Source organism: Acidithiobacillus caldus ATCC 51756 (genome assembly GCF_000175575.2).
Classification (GTDB): Bacteria; Pseudomonadota; Gammaproteobacteria; order Acidithiobacillales; family Acidithiobacillaceae; genus Acidithiobacillus_A; species Acidithiobacillus_A caldus.
The window spans coordinates 130,134-148,370 of sequence record NZ_CP005987.1 but is presented as its reverse complement, the minus strand read 5'-3'; the positions used below and the strand labels follow the sequence as shown (position 1 = coordinate 148,370).

At 55.2% G+C, this 18,237-nt stretch carries 16 protein-coding genes, 4 pseudogenes and 1 other annotated feature; of the genes and pseudogenes, 5 read left to right on the top strand and 15 right to left on the bottom strand.

Annotation, left to right across the window (positions count from 1 at the left end; translation table 11 throughout):
* Nucleotides 1–11 precede the first annotated feature (11 nt).
* Nucleotides 12–872 (bottom strand): formyltetrahydrofolate deformylase, encoded by an 861-nt coding sequence (purU, locus tag ACAty_RS14440; RefSeq protein ID WP_004867634.1) that lies wholly within the window; start codon nt 870–872, stop codon nt 12–14.
* A gap of 112 nt (nt 873–984) precedes the next feature.
* On the opposite strand from purU, the gene ACAty_RS14435 reads away from it, so the two are divergent.
* Nucleotides 985–1,578 carry a helix-turn-helix domain-containing protein gene (locus ACAty_RS14435; protein WP_040131405.1) on the top strand — a complete coding sequence of 198 codons (594 nt, stop codon included), beginning with the start codon at nt 985–987 and terminating at the stop codon, nt 1,576–1,578.
* A gap of 202 nt (nt 1,579–1,780) precedes the next feature.
* On the opposite strand, the pseudogene ACAty_RS15640 reads toward ACAty_RS14435, so the two are convergent.
* From ACAty_RS15640 to ACAty_RS16570, 8 genes and pseudogenes are all read right to left on the bottom strand, one after another.
* Nucleotides 1,781–2,575, bottom strand: a pseudogene (locus ACAty_RS15640) (transposase); the annotation flags it as partial.
* A gap of 134 nt (nt 2,576–2,709) precedes the next feature.
* Nucleotides 2,710–3,006 carry a GNAT family N-acetyltransferase gene (locus tag ACAty_RS15635; protein ID WP_215881656.1) on the bottom strand — a complete coding sequence of 99 codons (297 nt, stop codon included), beginning with the start codon at nt 3,004–3,006 and terminating at the stop codon, nt 2,710–2,712.
* Between the two features lie 1,256 nt (nt 3,007–4,262).
* The gene (locus ACAty_RS14430; RefSeq protein WP_004867644.1) at nt 4,263–5,678 is read right to left on the bottom strand and encodes an APC family permease; all 1,416 of its coding nucleotides are present in this window, start codon (nt 5,676–5,678) and stop codon (nt 4,263–4,265) included.
* A gap of 389 nt (nt 5,679–6,067) precedes the next feature.
* Nucleotides 6,068–7,161, bottom strand: a pseudogene (locus tag ACAty_RS14425) (IS3 family transposase); the annotation flags it as partial.
* Nucleotides 6,896–7,012 (bottom strand) — a sequence feature (AL1L pseudoknot). Its footprint overlaps the pseudogene before it by 117 nt.
* Before the next feature lie 124 nt (nt 7,162–7,285).
* Nucleotides 7,286–7,483, bottom strand: coding sequence for a hypothetical protein (locus ACAty_RS14415; protein ID WP_004867653.1), 198 nt, complete (start codon nt 7,481–7,483; stop codon nt 7,286–7,288).
* A pseudogene (locus ACAty_RS14410) lies at nt 7,480–8,276 on the bottom strand (ExeA family protein). Before ACAty_RS14410 ends, ACAty_RS14415 begins: the two are co-directional and overlap by 4 nt.
* Nucleotides 8,277–8,278: 2 nt before the next feature.
* Nucleotides 8,279–9,592: a DDE-type integrase/transposase/recombinase gene (locus ACAty_RS14405; protein ID WP_004867658.1), complete on the bottom strand. Its 1,314-nt coding sequence runs from the start codon at nt 9,590–9,592 to the stop codon at nt 8,279–8,281.
* A 133-nt stretch (nt 9,593–9,725) separates the two neighbouring features.
* A complete protein-coding gene (locus tag ACAty_RS16570) occupies nt 9,726–10,259 on the bottom strand; it encodes a DUF6431 domain-containing protein (RefSeq protein WP_226824223.1) in 534 nt (177 codons plus the stop codon).
* Between the two features lie 194 nt (nt 10,260–10,453).
* Between ACAty_RS16570 and ACAty_RS16805 the strand changes: the two are divergent.
* Nucleotides 10,454–10,654: pseudogene (locus tag ACAty_RS16805) on the top strand (DNA polymerase IV); the annotation flags it as partial.
* A 190-nt stretch (nt 10,655–10,844) separates the two neighbouring features.
* Nucleotides 10,845–12,029, top strand: a complete 1,185-nt coding sequence (locus ACAty_RS14395; protein ID WP_004867668.1) for a hypothetical protein — start codon at nt 10,845–10,847, stop codon at nt 12,027–12,029.
* Here the strand turns inward: ACAty_RS14395 and ACAty_RS14390 are convergent.
* The 5 genes from ACAty_RS14390 to ACAty_RS14370 all read right to left on the bottom strand — a co-directional run bounded on the left by ACAty_RS14390 (nt 12,026) and on the right by ACAty_RS14370 (nt 16,435).
* Nucleotides 12,026–12,925 (bottom strand): IS1595 family transposase, encoded by a 900-nt coding sequence (locus ACAty_RS14390; protein ID WP_014002140.1) that lies wholly within the window; start codon nt 12,923–12,925, stop codon nt 12,026–12,028. The genes ACAty_RS14395 and ACAty_RS14390 overlap by 4 nt on opposite strands.
* Nucleotides 12,926–12,958: 33 nt before the next feature.
* Nucleotides 12,959–14,035 carry a hypothetical protein gene (locus ACAty_RS16565; protein ID WP_004867675.1) on the bottom strand — a complete coding sequence of 359 codons (1,077 nt, stop codon included), beginning with the start codon at nt 14,033–14,035 and terminating at the stop codon, nt 12,959–12,961.
* Nucleotides 14,036–14,323: 288 nt separating this feature from the next.
* A complete protein-coding gene (locus ACAty_RS14380) occupies nt 14,324–15,463 on the bottom strand; it encodes an AAA family ATPase (protein WP_040131402.1) in 1,140 nt (379 codons plus the stop codon).
* A 176-nt stretch (nt 15,464–15,639) separates the two neighbouring features.
* Nucleotides 15,640–15,912, bottom strand: a complete 273-nt coding sequence (locus ACAty_RS14375; RefSeq protein ID WP_040131400.1) for a hypothetical protein — start codon at nt 15,910–15,912, stop codon at nt 15,640–15,642.
* A 106-nt stretch (nt 15,913–16,018) separates the two neighbouring features.
* Nucleotides 16,019–16,435: a hypothetical protein gene (locus ACAty_RS14370; protein WP_014003840.1), complete on the bottom strand. Its 417-nt coding sequence runs from the start codon at nt 16,433–16,435 to the stop codon at nt 16,019–16,021.
* A 461-nt stretch (nt 16,436–16,896) separates the two neighbouring features.
* On the opposite strand from ACAty_RS14370, the gene ACAty_RS14365 reads away from it, so the two are divergent.
* Nucleotides 16,897–17,184 (top strand): hypothetical protein, encoded by a 288-nt coding sequence (locus ACAty_RS14365; protein ID WP_040131398.1) that lies wholly within the window; start codon nt 16,897–16,899, stop codon nt 17,182–17,184.
* A gap of 52 nt (nt 17,185–17,236) precedes the next feature.
* Nucleotides 17,237–17,461 carry a hypothetical protein gene (locus tag ACAty_RS15015; RefSeq protein WP_051620900.1) on the top strand — a complete coding sequence of 75 codons (225 nt, stop codon included), beginning with the start codon at nt 17,237–17,239 and terminating at the stop codon, nt 17,459–17,461.
* A gap of 297 nt (nt 17,462–17,758) precedes the next feature.
* On the opposite strand, the gene ACAty_RS14360 is transcribed toward ACAty_RS15015, so the two are convergent.
* A complete protein-coding gene (locus ACAty_RS14360; RefSeq protein ID WP_040131396.1) occupies nt 17,759–18,016 on the bottom strand; it encodes a hypothetical protein in 258 nt (85 codons plus the stop codon).
* Nucleotides 18,017–18,237: the final 221 nt, after the last annotated feature.

The following is an 18,237-nucleotide window of genomic DNA, read 5'->3' as shown; positions in this document are numbered from 1 at the left end:
GGCAGATTCTCCTATCGGAATACGACCGTGCGCTGACCATTCAGTAGCACCCGGTCTTCGAGGTGGTAGCGAAGGCCTCGAGCCAACACCGTTTTTTCAACATCGCGTCCCGAGCGGATGAGATCGGTCGGCATATCTCCATGATCCACGCGCAAAACGTCCTGCTCGATGATGGGCCCTTGATCAAGATCCTCTGTCACATAATGGCAGGTGGCGCCAACCAACTTTACGCCACGCGCGTAGGCCTGATGATAGGGCCGAGCACCCACAAAGCCAGGCAGAAAGCTGTGGTGAATGTTGATGATCCGCCCGGGGTAGCGGGCGCAGGTCTCCGCATCCAGGACCTGCATGTAACGAGCCAGCACCAAGACATCACCCCCTACTCGGTCAAAGATAGCAGACACCTCGGCGAATGCCGCCGACTTGGTCTCCGGTGTTACCGGAATGTGGTGAAATGGAATCCCATGCCACTCGACAAAATCGCGGAACGTCTCGTGGTTCGAGATGACGGCTGGAATATCCACTGCCAACTCACCACTCCGCCACCGTCCAAGCAAGTCGTATAGACAATGTCCTTGCTGGGATACCATCAGGACCATCCGCTTGCGCCGCCTTGAGTCGGTTATGGACCATTGCATGTCGAACGTGTGTGCGATCTCCGAAAATTTTCCTCGAAACCCTTCCAAATCAAAAGGAAGAGAATCCGCCTGAATCTGTTGGCGAAGAAAAAAGCGACCGGTCCCCGCATCTGCGTGGTGGCTTGCCTCGGTAATCCAACCTCCATGCTCCGCCAAGAATCCAGCAACCCGCGCAACAATGCCTACTCGGTCTGGACACGAGAGGGTCAGGGTGTAATGCGCTTTCTCCAACATGAGGATCTCTTATCCTGTCCACTAGCCAAGCATGGTATGATCATTACACAGGTGTTTATCTTCATGCAAGAATTTTTCCTGACACGAAACACGAGCAACACAGGAGCCCCTTTTGGCAGCGATAGAACCCGGTAGCGATCTTGAACGTTATATAGGTAGCGTTATCAGAGAGTTGCGAGCGCGCCAAGGTCTAACCATCGCGGACGTCGCCAAGCTGACAGGAATAAGCAAGGGCATGCTGTCCAAAATTGAGAATGCACAGACCGCAATGAGCCTGGACACACTCTCCCGATTGTCCAAAGCGCTGGGGGTCTCCCTCTCAGCACTGTTTAGGAACTATGACGTACCGGAAGGCAGCGCCCAGCTCGTCAAAAAAGGTGAGGGGATGGAGGTGGTTCGACGTGGTACGAGGCGTGGACATACCTATCATCTGCTTGCCTATGACCAAGGTCCAGAAAAACGATTTGAGCCGTTTCTTATAAGCATGGACGACGCGGCGGAGGTGTTCCCCACGTTCCAGCATCCCGGCACGGAGTTCATCTACATGTTGGAGGGAATTATCGAATACCGCCATGGCAACTATACCTATCGGCTGGAGCCCGGCGACGCCCTAACCTTTCGGGGCGATGTCCCGCACGGGCCGGAGAGCCTATTGCAACTACCCATTCTTTTTCTCTCAATGATTGTTTACGGCGAACATGACTGACACTTACTGTGAAAAAACGGCAGAACGCTGGGCACACCTGCCCCGCAGACCTCACCAGAGGCTTGCAAAGAGAAGAAAGAGCGATCCACCATAAACCCGCTGAAGCCAAGCACCGCCCGGCTGTGGTGCCTCTAGCGACTGGCAACGCCAATGGTCAGGACTATTTTCATCATCAGGGGTGGAGCTTCAAGCCCCATGATCGTTAACCTTTCTCAGCCGCTAGCCGAAAAGGACAATGGTTCATCCACATATCAAGCAGGCACATTAGAAACTCGGCAACCCCAGAGCGCGATTGAGGCGATAGACAAATTCGTCAGATATTCCGGACGATAGATCCAGCAGAAATCCCGTGCGGCATTCCCAACAAAAAAGCCCAGAGGTTACCAATATCGATATCGACCCATGGAAGCCATTCGTTTACCTGCACCGCCTTCATCACCCGGCCTTCATGCTGCTGCTGGGTTTCTCCCAGCACTCACAGTGCCATCAGGCCATCAGTGCGTGCGGATTGTCAGGAAAGCAGATGCCGCTTGACAAACTATAGTGGTGTCATGCCCTCCGCCCCGCGTCCGAGTTTGCCTCCGAAAATCCGGACACCAACGAAAGGGTCATCAGCCACCGCCGCGAGGCCATCCAGACAATACACGCTGTTCCGATCAGCCGTGGAGTGGCGCATTTTTCGCAGCATCCGATATGCCGTGATTTAGGACAGCCCAATCTACTTCGACAGTCGCAACACCGATACCCCATCTTTGTCGCAGACCATCAGATGGATGGCCACAATCCTCTGCACCTGAGGCACATTGATGGAATATAAAGAGCGCACAAGCCATGACATCACCGAAATCTGATGGCGGCAACGCTCACACTGATAGAGCTTCCAATTCACCATCCAATGGCCGAGGCCATATCCACATTTCGGGCCCTGAAAGCCGTTGAGCCAGTGCAGCCGCCTCAACACCTTCTTGCAGACTTCTTCCGTTCCAAAACGTTCCTGTCACTGCATCAGATTCACGGCTCCACCTTCACCCCAACTCTCTGACTCTAAAGGCAAACAAACAGTTATAATACAAGCGCAGAGAACGATTCACGGGCATATTCCTGAAAGACCGGTCTGGATAAAAGAATCTCCTATATTTTACGATTCAATGTCCAACACCTTGAGTTTTGTTCAAATCCAAGATGCTTATAATATGAGTTAGCTGAAGGCGCGGCGATCAGGATCAATTTACACTCCGGCGATAACGATCGCTGAACTAAACGTATAAGAGATTTTCCTATCCCAATATTCTGATACTCACTACGAACCGCCAGATCTGAAATATAGCAAGAGAAATAAAAGTCAGTGATAGATCGAGCCAACCCAACCAATAGTCTTCCGTGCCAGGCCGTAACTAACAGGTTTGTGTTCAAAAGAATTCCGGTCATACGACCCAAGTCATCGATTGGGCGCCTATCACCGAGCGATGACTGTCTAAGCAAGTCGATAAACTGATCGACCGTTATTCGCGAATTTGTCGAGTAACGTATGCCTCCCTGCATATTTTGCATAATCTTATAAAAGAAACGAAGCCTGTTGATCGAAAACTTGACCTATTATCATGCATAAAAATAGGCAACAAACATACGCGTTGATTAAACATGCGACTTCATACGACCAACACCAATAGTGTTTGAGGAATGCCTTCCACGATCTTCGTTCAGCCGAAGATAGACTTAATCCCCCGACAGCTACGAATACACTTTGCGCGGTTGACTTAAAGCTTAGAGCATCAATCAACTGGAGTGCCCCCGCGCATAGCTGCCACGCGCAACGCGACTTGGCGAAACCCAAGATCCGGAATGAAGACGTAGTACTCGTAGCCCACGTCCGTAACGAGAACGTTAAGCCGGTTTCGAACAAGAGCGTCCACGACTTGATCGGAAGCATCGTTTACTGTACCCCGAACGGCGTTGATAACCCACTCTCCGGCAATCTATCCGCACCGAACATAAGAGAACGCATGCCTAAAACACGCCATGCGCGACGCTTCGCCAGATCCCTTCCTTGAGCGGCGAGTGCCTGGGTTAATAACAGGTTCGAACATTTCGTTACAACGGATCTGTCCCCGGGAATCCGACTGATCGCCATCTCAGTCTTCAAGGTCCTTGGACTGGAAGCACTTATGCAAGGTTCATTTCTCCAACAAGTTTCCTTCTTCAAAGAACCCTTTTTCAGAGTATAACTTCTCACTGCGTGCCTAAGCCAAAACGAACCGGGAAAAGCTTGTACTGCCCAGAAGGCACGCGTCTACTCCCGATTATTTCTAAAAACCATTTGCACCTAAAATAACCCGTCATAATAAGTCTACCAAACTAACTGTACGAGAAATCTTTGGCCATTCGATCGCCTGCCGTCCGGAGTAAACACCCTATAACAACTCTTTACTCCCGAAACCCGAAGAAGAAGTTACAGCCAGCTCGACAAGTGACTGACGGCGATGCTCATCGTGCTCAACGGACCTCCATGATTTTTCAGTGAGTTATCAAAGATAGCCAAAATCACTCAATGCGTGTTGCCGATGATACCACCCTCTGCACCGAGAAATATATGGCTCAATTGGCCTTGCGTTTCTACCTGAAATGCGCCCATCGCTCCAATCCTGGCCATGCTGCATTCCAAATCAATACAAAGATACCGAACCCTATTTCTTTCCAATTATTGCTCCTTCATTGCCTTCCAAATCAAGTTCGACTCTCTCAAGTATAGCAGGAGATACATACTTAAGACGAAATAACATCGCCATTCCAATGAGCAAATACGCGATAAAAATGTACGGTAGCAAATTGAATGGGTAAGCTGGAACCGGATATACGCTCCCAAAAAACGCGGCAGCCATTAGACAGGATCCTATCAGTCCCAGGAGAACAGACAACATGGAACCAGATCTATTTTTGGCCAAATATAGTGGCGCGGAAATACTGACCAGAAGATATACAAAGATAAAGCCGAATGTCGCTATAGTGCCAGCTATATCATACGTATTCATTGCGCCCTTATCAATCAGAAATATAGGGCCCAATACTGCCAGTACAGAACTAATTGTTATCGCAACATGTGGGGTTTGATGTGAAGCATGCACGAAGCCCATTGATTTATGTACAAACTGATATCTGCCCATAGAAAAGAGCAACCGCGATCCGGCATTTATGGATGCTAGAACGCAGGCAAATAAACTTAAAGAGGCGATGGCGTATACCGGTGTTGACAAGAAAGCGAGATGGAGATAGCCGAGAAGCGTCTCCAGCGGAGCAGGATCATTACCAAACGCAGTCGCATTGCCCTTAAATGCCGTAATCATAGCAAAAGCCATTATGGTAAAAAACAGTCCTGCGAATAACATACTCCCCATCACAGCTCGGGGGATATTTCTTGTTGGATCTCTAGTCTCTTTTCCCAGCGTTACCGAGCTCTCAAAACCGACAAATGAAAAGATAGCTAGAACAACTCCTTCAAACATTCCTTTCAACGGTATAGCAGATATTGTGATCTGCGTACCTATAACTGAAGGTGAATAGTTTTTCCCAACCACAGAAAAAACCAAGATGGATATAGCGGTGACTGATATAGCCTCTATTATAAGGCTTATTCTGGACGAAAGCTTTATGTCCCTATATGCCAAATACCAAGCTAATGCACCGAATATTAAGTAACTCACAATCGGCGGTATGGTTAGACCAAGAGGGGCTAACGTGTTGTTTACAAAAATCGCAAGCCCTGCCAACAATGCCATGGCGGTCCCTATGTACGCCAGTATTAGGGCCCATCCAGTAAGGCCTCCCATCATCGGGCCGAGAGATCGTGAAATAAAAACAAAAAATGACCCGGCAGCAGCAAATCTGCTTGCCAAGATAGACATATTTAGGCCTACTATAATAAGCGCGATCGTCGCTACCACATACACCAACCACGTACCCTGTCCAGCCAGCGCGACCACAGCACCCATATTTAACGCTGGAGTTAGTGTTGGTGATATATTTGCTAGCGATTGACCCACCGCCTCCATTAAACCCAGACTCGATCCTTTTAGGGACTGCGTGGTTTGGATATTTGTCACCATGGCGTTTCCTCCGAGTGTATAATTTTAATAAGCAGGAAACATGCCATGGACCAAGCATTTTGTATCTGTTTGAAAATATAAAAATGTTTTGTTTCAACACCTGGCAGCCCATCAACTATATATCCCAAAATCAGTGCGTTTCGCACCATATGTGTGCCTAGCGCACCTTGCTGATGCAATTTGTTTTGGTGTACTGAGGAGGTCGAAAACCCAGGCCGGGTGGTGATGGAATGGCGGTAGACCGGATTGCATTGAGTCAGACGGGATGTTGCGCATAGGACGGTGGTGAAGAAAGACCTGTTAGCCGATGAGGGGTACGTCTATAAGGTGGGCGCAATCGGGGTGAGGTATGAATCCCCCCGAGTTTTGTGGAGGGCTTTATTCGTTCCTCATGCTGCTTTTGAGGTCGGCAGTTTCAACTGAGCATAGTAGTTCTCCTCTGCTTCTGCTGGACTGATGTATCCCAGGGGTCCATACAACCGATCCGCGTTGTACCAGTGGACCCATTCCAAGGTAGCCCACTCCACAGATACTTGGTTCGTCCAGGGACCGCGGTGATGGATGACTTCGGCCTTGTAGAGACCATTGACGGTCTCGGCCAAGGCGTTGTCGTAGGAGTCCCCCTTGCTGCCCACGGAAGCCGCAATACCCGCTTCTTCTAACTGCTCCGAATAGCGAATGCTAAGGTACTGTGAGCCTCGGTCAGAATGGTGCGTGAGTCCTTGGCCGGGGCGCCGGGAGTGGATGGCCTGCTCCAGAGCATCCAGAACAAAGTCCGTGTGCATGGTGGTGCTGGTTTGCCAACCGACGATCCTGCGGGAGAAAACATCAATGATGAAGGCCACGTAGATCCACCCTTCCCAGGTCGACACATAGGTGAAGTCTGCCACCCAGAGCTGGTTGGGCCGCTCGGCGCGAAAATCTCGCTGCACCAAATCCTGCGGACAGGGCTGCTGTTGGTCAGCAATCGTCGTCCTTTGCCGCTTGCCGCGTCGGACCCCCTGCCAACCTTGAGAGCGCATCAGGCGCTCGACGGTACAGCGTGCCACCGTGACTCCCTCCTTGCGCAGTTTGTGCCAAACCTTGACGGCTCCGTAGACCTGTCGGCTACCTTCCCAGACCGAGCGGATAGCGGATAAGAGTTCCTCATCCCGCTTGGCTCGCCGGCTTCTCAATTCGGGATGCCTCTGGCACGCCACGGCGCGACGGTATCCCGATGGAGCTATCTCCAAGACCCGGCAGATAGGCTCGACCCCGTAGGACCGGCGGTGTTGGTCGACAAAACTCCTCAGCGCTTGCATCGGCGGTCGAGCTCCGCCTGGGCAAAAAACGCGCTGGCCAGCTTCAGGATCTCATTGGCTCGCCGCAGCTCCTTGACCTCCCGCTCCAGTTCCTGGATGCGCTGTCGTTCCGACGCTGGCATCCCGGGCCGGCTGCCGGCCTCTACTGCGGCTTGATTCACCCATACCCGCAGGGTCTTGGGGGTGTTACGTCCCACGATAAATCAGGCGTTTTGTTCCGAGCTATTTGAGGGCGAACAGGCGGGTGCGTCCCATGCGGATTTGGGAAGTACACACCCCTGGAAGAGCACGGGACGGCGGATGGGTTCAGAACGGTGGGTGGGGGTCCGCGGACCGTATTTGATGGGCCCTGGCCTGTGCGCCGTAACGGCTCTCCAGCAGACTCCCCAAGGCGTCGACGAAGTGCAGCAGCGCCGCTGCGGCCTCATCGGACAGCCCTGCCGGGAACAGCCGGTCCCAATCCTCCAGCAGGGCATCGGCCTCGTCGATTGGCGGAGCCTTCATCGTAACGCCTCGATGGCGGTCTGGATCAGGTCGTCGGGCAGATGGTTCAGCCCCCCTTGGGCACGGCCAGGCGCAGGGCCGTGTGGAGGACGTTGCCGGCCTGCCGTGGGCAACCCTTGGATGCCTGGTGGAGCAGCTCCAGGCCGGAGTCGGACAGCAGGGTGTGCGAACAGCCGGCGGAGCGGAAGGCATGGGTGATCAGGGCGGCGAAGCGCTCTCGCTCCAGGACCGGGCGCAGGTGATAGCGGACCCGGATGCGACTGGCCAGGGCGGCATAGGGAACCCGATCCAGGGTTTGTGCGAGGCTCGGGTGGCCCACCAGCCAGACGGTCAGCAGATCCCGAGAGTCGAAGGCGAAGTTGAGGAAGGCCGGGAAATCGCGGAAGAAGTCCGGGGGGAGGTTCTGGGCTTCGTCCAGGATCCAGACGGGTAGGACCTGCTTGTTCTCGACCAAGTCCTGGATGCGTTCCTTGAGGTCTTTCCATAAATGGGCGCGGCGGTAGTGGGGTTCGACGCCCAGGGCGCGGCCCAGAGTGCGGTAGATATCGACTCGGCCAAAGTCAGTATCGGACTGATAGATGATGCGGTAGCGATGGGGATTGAGTGGCTCGGTGAGCAGGCGCAGGGTGGCCGTCTTGCCCACCCCCGGGTCGCCGGTAAGCAGCCCGAGGCCGGGGGTGTGCAGGAGCCATTGGAAGGATTCGCGCAGGCTGGCCAGGCTGCCGTCGTCCCAGAGTTCCGGGGACTCTTTGCTCAGGGGCAGATGCTTCAGACCGAAGTGCTGGAGAATCATGGTCAATCCTCCTGCTTGCCGTAATACTGCCGATGGGCGATCTCGACCAGGCTGCTGCTGGGCTTTTCGGGTGCATCTGGGGCCGGACTGGGCTTGTGGCGGCGACGCTGGGCGTTGGCTTCCAGATCCAAGGGAGTAGCCGGGCCCAGATCCTCGCCGGTTTCCTTCTCTACGCGAAGGACGCGCTTGCCGTGGGGATCCACGACCAGGGTGACGGCTTTGCCGGCAAGTTCGTAGGGGACTTCGAAGCGCCGCCCCTCCCAGGAGACGGTGCCATCCTTGCGCACCTTCCGGGGGAGCCGGTGATAGAAGAGATCATCGATCCGGGGAGCCTGGATGCCCAGACTGCGGATGTGGGGCAGGTCCTGCTGGTAACGCTGTAACGGCGACACTCCAGCCAGTCCACCATGGGGCCGCTGGTGATAGACCTGCTCCAGCCAGGCCCAGAGGCGGGCGTTGAGGTCGTCGAGACCGCGAATGGCCCGTAAATCCATTTCGCTGAGGAACTGATCGCGGAAGGTGCGGTGCCAGCGCTCCAGCTTGCCCTTCCCCTCGGGGGCATAGGGGCGGCAGTAGATCAGCGCGATGCCCAGGTGGACGCAGATACCTTGCAAAGAGGCCGAGCGGTAGGCGGCGCCGTTATCCACCACCAGTTTCCGGGGCACGCCCCGCTTGAGCAAAGCCTGTTTGAGGACGCCCTCGATATCGAGGGCCGTCTCTCCGAGACAGAAGGCGCTGTGGGTGAGGAGCCGGGAGGCGTCGTCCATCAGGGAGACGAGATAGACCTTGCGCGGTTTCCCATGGAGGGAGATCCGGGGGCCATGCAGCACATCGCCATACCAGACATCCCCGGCATGGGCGGCGACGAAGCTGCGTTTTTCCTCTGGCGCCCGTTCCTCGGGCCGGGACAGGCCATGATGTTGCAATAGGCGGTGGATGGCCGAGCGCGACACGCTCCCCAAGGGGACTTGGCCGCTGCTTTCCAAGAGCAGCACGATCTGCCCCAAAGAGCGGCGGGGATTCTCCCGCTTGAGCACCAGGATCTGTTCCTGAACCTCGGCGGCGATCTGGGACCGGCCGCGGTCCCGACGGGGACGGGGCGCGAGGCCATCGATCCCATGATCCCGATAGGCGTAATACCGAGCGGCGATGGTCTTGGGGCTGAGCAGGGTCCGGCGGGAACCGGGGACCTCGTAGTGGCGCTCGGCCAACTCCCGGACCAGGCGCTGGAACTCTCCCCGGTTCAAGGAGCGGTGCAACAAGGGGCCGAGTACCGACAAGCGGAACAAGGCCACTGGATCGATCGGTTTGGTCATGGCAATTCCTCATGGGGCAAAAACGCAGCCCCATGCCACCAGAACCGCCCCCATCGTGGGGAGAGGGTAAAGTGTGTGGGGTCAATCTGTGGGTGGGTTTTCCTCCGTCTCGCCAGGATCAGCGTGCCAAAGATCAGGGGACGGTGGCATCGTGGCTATCGAGCCAAGCAACCAGTTCAGAGAGCGGTTGCCGATCCAGGACCTCGACCCAAAACTCCGGCCAGCCGGGTGTGCGCCCCCAATGGGGATGATCGGTACACAGACGGAATTGCCAGAGGGGATGCCGGCCTTTGAGCCAGCGCAACCAGCGGCGGCAAGTATCTCGGCTGGGTCCAAAGCGCAGGCTGGTGAACGACAAGGAGAAACTCAGCCACAGGTACAGCAAGACGCACTGCTGGATGGCCCAGCCATACCAGCGTCGTGGGGCTACACAGGAAGGCAGTCGGGAACACGTGTGGCGGCAGCGTCGGCAATAAAAGCGAGGGATCCAGACGGGGTTTTCCGGCCCCCGAGGCGAACGGTCCGCCTTGCGCTCATAGTGGCCATGGTGCCAGGGGTGACCAGACCCACAATGGGGGCAATGCGCTGGACGATAGCGTTCTGGATACTGGGCAAGGGTTTCCCGGTGTTGTTGTAAGGACAGAATACCAGCTACGATGCGCTTCAAGGGCAGATCCTCCAGGTTGAGCAGGTTGGAACGTCTCGAAAGCTTCCTACCATACCCAAGGGGAGTCTGCCCTTCCTACCCTCCTAGCTGTCCCAGTTTATCCAGGAACCGTTTCCCATAATCCCTCCAACGGAAAGCGGGATAACTCGCTTCGCTGATTCTGAAATAACGAAAGACGTAACACCACGGTCACCCGAGCATATACGGCGACCGAGGGCATCGGAAGCGCGGACGCTATCGCGGCATTGCTACCAGAGTTACTAGACCGAGCAGTTCCCAAGAGCGCGTCCGTGCGCCTACTGGGGATCACCGTGAGCGGCTTGGTCCACGTCCTGGCAGCGAGCCGGAGAGCATACCAGATGACCTTGCTGGACGAAACCCTCAAACCTCGGTAAGAATATGGCCAGGGAATGGGCGGTGATGCAGCGGAAGCTGTCGTTCCCATCTATATCGGAAGGAAGTACTATTAAGCCGTTATGCTACTTGCAAATGAGGACGACTCAGGATGTTATGCTGCATTGCGAAGTGTTACGCTGCGCCTATAGTGCAGCCCAAAACACGTTAGCCACCTAAGAACATTCGCCGATGGACACGAAAAGCGCAGACGCTCCAGGATCAACAGCGTATAAGCGGCTATTCGATGCGCGCAAGCACTGGGTTCGCGCCCTAGAAGCGTACTTTTCCCCGGAAGACTTCCGGATCGAAATCAATGCCTGCATTCAGGCGTTGCGGAGCGTGACCTTTGTCTTGCAAGCGGACAAGGCACGTATTCCGGACTTCGATCAATGGTATGGCGCGTGGCGATCCAAATTGCGTGCTGACGCCAGAATGAAATGGTCAGTAGAGGCACGAAACAAAATCGTCAAGGTAAGAGACCTCGAATTGCACAGCAAATTGAGGGCGTCTCTGGTCGGCAGCTATATTGAGTCGGAGGTGCCGACTCTTCAGGCTGAATACTCTCCAAGAATCACTACCGCTAAGATTCTCGCTGAGTTTCGGAGCAAAGGAATTCCCGCCGAGTATCTGAAACACTCTCAATTGCGGATTGAACGTCGCTGGGTCATCAGTGACTTCCCTGAAGCCGAATTCCTTGAGTTGCTTGCCTACTGCTGGACCTTCCTATCTCGAATTCTCAACGATCTACAAAACGCCTCTACCGGAGCACCACCTGCTGATGGATGGGGGTTGCCACCTTGCATGGTCGACGATGGCGAGTATCGATCAATTTGGGTAAAGGTTTCTACAGGAGAAGTGTCCATCCTTGACACCGTATCATCCGCCTCGATTACGAAAGAATGCAGAGATCCTACTAACCAAGCCGCAGTTCTTGAGAAATACGGCCTCGCTGGCGTCCCGCCGTTGCCAAAGACAGGGAATGAACTGCGCGACATGGCAACGTATTTCTTTGAGATGGCCAAGACCATGCTGAAAGTGGACGGCCATCACGTGTCTATAGTGATGCTCTTCAATCAGAGCAAACAGGCTGTCTTCCTTGAACTACGGCCTGAGGATCGATCTGACAAGTACAGAATGTGGCGCACAGTTGCTTCAGAAGTGAAGCGCATACAGGCTCGCGCACTTATATGCATTTCCGAGGCGTGGACTGCAACCATTCAACAGAGTCAGCCCTTTCAACATGCTGCCGAGGTGCCGAATCGGGGAGAAGCACTGAATCTCATCGCGGCATCGGAAGATGGTGATGGATTTGCATTCATCGCCCCGTTCACTCGTATTGGTGAAGAGATCATCATTCACGAACATGCCTGTTAACCTTTCTCAGCAACAAGCCGGACCGGGATATGTTCCATACAGGCATTGAGCAACCTCAGGGGCAGTTCTGGCTCCCAGAAACGGCGATTGAAGCGATAGACAAACTCGTTCAGATATTCCTGCAGATATTTGCCGGATACCCCATGGAATGTGCCCAAAAGAAAGGCCTTGAGGTTACCAATGGCGATGTGTACCCACGGCAACCACTCGTCCACCTGATGCGGTTTGGTCACGCGCCCCTCATGCTCTTGGCTCTCTCCGAGAACTCGCAGCGCTATTAAGCCGTCGGTGCGGGTAGGTTGCTTGGGGCGCAAGCGTCGCCGCGCGAATTCGCGAATCCGGTCGGCAGAGACCGAAGGCGTCGTCTCGATGGCAATAAAGCCCGCCTTCTTGCCCCGGTTTTCCACGGCAACCAAGATCGGTGTTTTGCCTTCGGCCCCTCGACCGCTCTTCCCCCCAGACCGGCGTCCACCGACAAAGGCATCGTCCAACTCTACCAGCCCTTCCAAGCGATACAGACTGTCGCGATCGCCCATGGCGCGGCGCATGCGGCGCAACATCCGGTGAGCCGTGATCCAGGAGACCCCAATCTGCTTCGACAGCCGCAGGGCGGACAATCCGCCCTTGTCGCTCGCCATCAAATAGATGGCCAGGAACCATTGCACCAGGGGCACATTGGACGAATGAAAAATTGTGCCGGCCGTCACCGAGGTCTGATGGCGACAGTGCCCGCACTGAAAGAGTTTTCGTCCGGCGATCCAGTATCCGCGGTCATGGCCGCATTTCGGACATCGAAACCCCTCGGGCCAGCGCTTTTGTTTCAGCGCCTCCAAGCAGGCCTCTTCCGTGCCAAACCGCGCTTGCCACTGCAAGAGGTTCGTCGCTTCAGCTTTCATCTCAGACCTCCTTTCTCTATGCCTCACAGAGAGTTAGAGCTTGATTGCTGAGAATGATTCAGAGGCATGTTTTATTTTGCCAAGAGCTGGAAGCCCTTTCTTGGCGCTGCGAATCAGCCTGTTGAGGAGGTCCCCAAGCTGATCCAATTGCCGGGTCTTGTGCGCGTAGGCGAGGATGTTGCTTCTTAACCCTTGATACCTCCAAGGCGCCAGGTCGGCCTGACTGGGATACTGTCCCTTGAGCAGCCTTTTGATCTTCACCCCTCCCTTCCCGCCAACAAGTAGGTGGCTCTTGTATGTGATCGTCCTTGTGGTCTTAGAGAAAACGATGTAGCGCCACTGATATCTTGGAACATCCCCCACCGTCCGATGTGCTGGAACTGGGAAAAGCAATTCCGACCACTTGTTGCTGTGACCACCCAATCGGCCATAATAAAAGGCGTGCAGCCCCCTCCGTACTTCTTCATACGCCCCTCTCAGCAGGACGAGAGCCTGATCGAGACGTGCCCCCCACAAGGGTGTATATGGACCAACGATCTCCTGCTCTGGCAGATCCTGCAGTTGTGCCCAGCGGAAATGATAGGCGTCATATTGATGCGTTTCTTGGTCCGCTTCCCGCATTTCCTTGCTAAAGTAATCGATGATCAGGCTCAGCTCTTCCATTGCGTTCTTTTCAAATTTATTGAGCCAGCTTATTTCTTTTTCAAACCGTATCAACTTTTCGACCCTGCGCTTCATATCCATATAGGTATTGACCATGCGCGGACCGTCCGGCAAAGTCCGGCGAAAGTCGGCGGCGGTAGGTGAAGTGTAGAGTTTTCCGTCCGCGAGCCTGAAGTGCCGTATATGCGGACAAAAACGACAGTATGGATTTGCGCATTTTCTGCGAACAACGGAGAATCCGTCCTTTTTTAGTGAATATTCCTTGTGGAGAATAACGGTATAATCAGAGAATATATAACCTATGCCTACATCGTAGGTATCGTGATAACGGCAAACGTCTATTGGCTTGTTGTTGCCGCGATAGTATCTTGATCCAATATTTTGCGGAATCTTAGGCCGGATGTACTGATTAAAGGTCCGGAATACCTTTTCCTTTTTCTCCTTCATCGGCGTAACGGTCTCCGCTTTTTCGACACACCCGTCTTTACGTCTTTTTCGGCGTCCCGCCGCTCCGCATCCCGTCGGATGATGCTAAAGGATTGGATGGTGAACACCAGGGAAATCTTGATGACTTGAGGGAATGGTAGGCCATCAGTCCGATCAGTCTTCCCAATTCCCAGCCGGCACGTACCAGCATGGTGAGCAGATCGCGCAGGCCCTTTACGAAGATAAGCAACAAAAACAGGGCGCCAGGCCGCCCCAGAAGATCCAATCGGCAGACACGATTTCCTCCGATCAGCGCACGATGTAGCGGCTCGGCTCCGCGGGCTTGCCGCCCACCGGCTGCGGGGTCTTTGCGGCCACGGAACGCGGCGTGGCATTCTGCACCTCGCGGGCGCGGGCGATGAGCTGCTTGCTCAGGCGCAGCAGATAGTCGTTCGTCGTCTGGTGGTCCTCGCCCCGCTGTTCGCGCAAGAAGGCGATTCCCTGCTTGTGGACGTTGATGAGTTCGAGCTTCCCGTCGCGGTAGTCCCAGACGTACCAGCACTTGCGGTCTGTGGGCAGCGCGTCGCCCATGTCGATCACCCGGTCTACGATCTCGCGGGAAAGCACCTGATCGACGTGGCGCACACCGAAGCGACTGCCGGTGACCTGGTCCGTGATATAGCCGAGCGCGATGGGGCTGAGATCCAGCATCAGCAGCTTGGTCTGCACGGCGATGTTTACGGCGATGCTGCGCTGATACTTGTGCGCGACAATGGAAGCAATGTCCTCTGGCTTCAGCTGGTCGTAGCAGATCACCTCCTGAATGCGACCCATGAACTCCGGACGAAACGGGGTCGTGCTCTGATTCCGCGTGTTGGTGACTCGCGCCCCACTGATTGCCGTGCGCAACTCCGTATCGTCGAGCTCCGACAGGTCCCGATCCGCGAGGATATTGCTGGTCATTACCAGGACGCAGTTCTCGATGGAGATCCGTTCCCCAAAAGAGGCGTCCTCGAAATATCCCTCATCGAGGCCAGTCATGAGGCCGTCGAAGATCTCCTGGCTCCCCTTCTCGATCTCGTCGATCAGGATGACGCAGTGGCCGTGGAACTTCTTTACGTCCTGGGTGAGCTGGCCGCCCTTGTCCGACCCCAAGTAACCCCGGGGCGGGCCGAAGGCCTTGAACTGGCCGCCCTCGGTGGCGCACTCGTTGGCATTGAACCGGGCTACCTTGTCGCGGTTGCCGTACAGGGCTTCCGCCAGCGCCTTGGCGGTCTCGGTCTTGCCGACACCGGAGGGGCCCAGCAGCAGCATGCTCAGGCGGGGCTTCCCCTTGGTATCGAGCAGGCCGCTGAAGGCGCGGCGGACCGCACGATCCACACGATCGATGGCCGCGTTCTGCCCATACAGGTGCACGCTACCGTCGCGGATACTCTTGATGTTTGGCATATCAAATACCTCGCTCGATCAAATAGTGATAGCATACAGGATACCGCATTTTGGGAGCATAAACCGTTATGCGACGCATCCGTTCTGCCGTTCTCCTCTTTATTCTCTTTCTTGATGCTTTCCCATGGGTCCCGTCCTGGTGGTTCAGCATCCTGCGCTGGCTATTGGCCTATTCCCTATAGGATTCGACAAATTGAACCCTGCGCGCGCTGCCGGAGCGATAACAGCCACGCCGACCAGGAGGACGCCTCAATGTTCGGCGTGAACAAGCAGACCGTTCGTCGACGCTGTAGAGCCGCTATCCGCCGGCAGATCGCTGTGTGCAAGGCAAAGCCCGGAACCACGACCGTCATCACAACAAAAAATGCAAGATAGAGCATGCCTTTCAGAAGTTTCTTGGCGACATACAAAAGAGAAAGAAAAGCCAGCAGGGCGACGATGGGGGACATGGCGCACGGTCCTCAGCAAAACCAGAGACATACCAACAGTGTACCGCAAGCAGACCCCACAAATAGAAAAAGGGGCCGAAGCCCCTTTTCCGCATTCCGCCCGATCTCAGCGCCGGCGTACCATCTGCAAGAGTTCTTCGGCCGGCTTGCTGATATGCTGCCGCCCCAAGGCCACCACGTCATCGTAGGCGGCCCGTTTTTCGTTCATGGCCTTGCGCAGATACACCGCGGTACCGACCAGGAATTCGGGCGTTACCACCACATCCTCACCGGCCTCGCGCTTGAAATCCGGCAGCGCCTTACTGAGAACGGCGATCGTGCTGAAGCGCGCGTTATCGAGGGACTCGATCTTCTTGCGGATCATCTCCGCCCGCTCCAACTGCTTCTGCAGCTGCGCTTCCAGTGCGGCATGCAGCTCTTCCTGCGTGCGGCGGTTCCGATGAATGATCTTGCGTGGCTGCTCCGTAACCGCAGCGGCTGCCGTCTTCCGAGGGGTTGCGGTCTTTCCGGTAGTCTTTCGCATACTGTATCCTCCTGTTCAGAAAAGTTTCGCGATGGCGATAGAAGGAGTCTAGCAATAGCCCGTATAGGAATAAAGGGAATTTCGACGAAATGCACAAAGCGGTATTTTGTGCATATGTCGACTGGGATGGTTGCGGCCTCTGCCCTTCCGTGCTTGCCGCCAACGCACCTGCCGGCGAACCTGCTCGGGCCACAAGCCCCAGACATCGTCTGCACGTTCTCGGGTCCAAGCGGTTTGCAGGGGTATCTGGCGGACGATGGCGGCCACCAGACCATCTACTACACCGCCGGGCCGCACGCCCAGGTGCTGTTTCGTGGGCCGCTGTATGACGCAGAAGTCGAGAGCGCAACACGAAGTTTACAGATAAAACGCTGATCAACGGTTCCGGCGAGACCCTATCGGGCCCATAGGCGGGCGATTGACCGGAACCGGCTGGCTACCCAAGTAAAGAGGGAAAAAGGATGGATTTTGAAACTTTCGTGCAGCGCTACACACCGCACCCGGGAGAAGAGCAGGGCCAGCACCTGGGCTTTCTCGAGGGCGACGAAGACTGGAGCGATATTCCTGAAGGCTTCGTCGAAGTGCCCCTCAACACCGAGGACGGCGCCCGCTTCTGGGTGTCGGGAGCACATCTGGCGGTGATCACCGCCTTGGGAAGCGTGGTAGAGGTCTGCACCTTCGACACCGAAGCGGAGCTCCTAAAGGATGTTCTGACGGTCATGAAGAAAGGCGGCATCACCGCACATTGATCGATTGCCCGAACCTTTTATGGTTCGGGCTTTTTTGTTGGAGGAGACCGCCATGCGGCGACTTTTCTGGGGACCCTTGATCTTGCCAGCCCCCGCCTGGGGATCCAATCTCAGCGCGGCGCAACACCTAGTATCGGGCTACACCAACGGCGCCGGCCACGTGCTCTGGGTACATCCCGGTCCTGCCGGGCTACACCTGATCCAGTACCGGGACCAGGGCAAATTCGTGTACGGGTGGATGACCGCAGAGATACCCTTCTCCTCAAGGCTATCGTAGACGACTCTGATTGGTAGTGTTAAGCAGTTTCCAAGATCAATGATCGCCCCAACCACAGCGGGCTGTTCAACAGGAACACGCCGGGCGCATTTATTTTCTGCCCATAGCATAGCACGGGAAGGATCCCCTTCCCAAAAATAAATGCCCTTGCCCAGCCAATTGTAATCATTGTTGGAAATTTCGAGCGCCCCGCTATCGCATAAAACAGATTCGGCAATGGTTTTTGTGGTCCCGTGAAATCCTGGCACAACAGATGGCTTTTTTTGATATTTATGCCACCGCACCATTAGTCCTTAGTTACAGAAAACGACCGTTTTCGTCAATAATACCAGCACGAACCATCATTTTTTTTGCAAAATCTTCATCCGTGCGAAATCGCTCAAGCGCCTTGAGAACGCGGGCGGCCGTTTCATCGCTCGTGTCGGAAGAAACAGCAGCCGTTGGCCGAGCTCGCGTTAGCAAGCGGAGGGACGATATTTCATAGCCGCTGGCCAGCTGATGATACCCTCCATCCCAATTCGCCATAATCTTCACTGTCAAAGACTTGTCCGACATGATGACGACTCCCTGCAGAAGAGACCATGAATCTCTGTGTTGTAAACCATCGCTCCACGGTGTGCAGCAAGAACCAGGCGGCTCAAAGCCGCCCGCCTGCACCTCAGCCTGTGCTACCCTATTTTCTGCCGTCCGACGATCGGCAGTGTGACCTCGACTTTTACGCGCCAGGGATCGGGGGCGATCTCTGCGACAGCATTCCGTATTTTCACAGGCGCTGG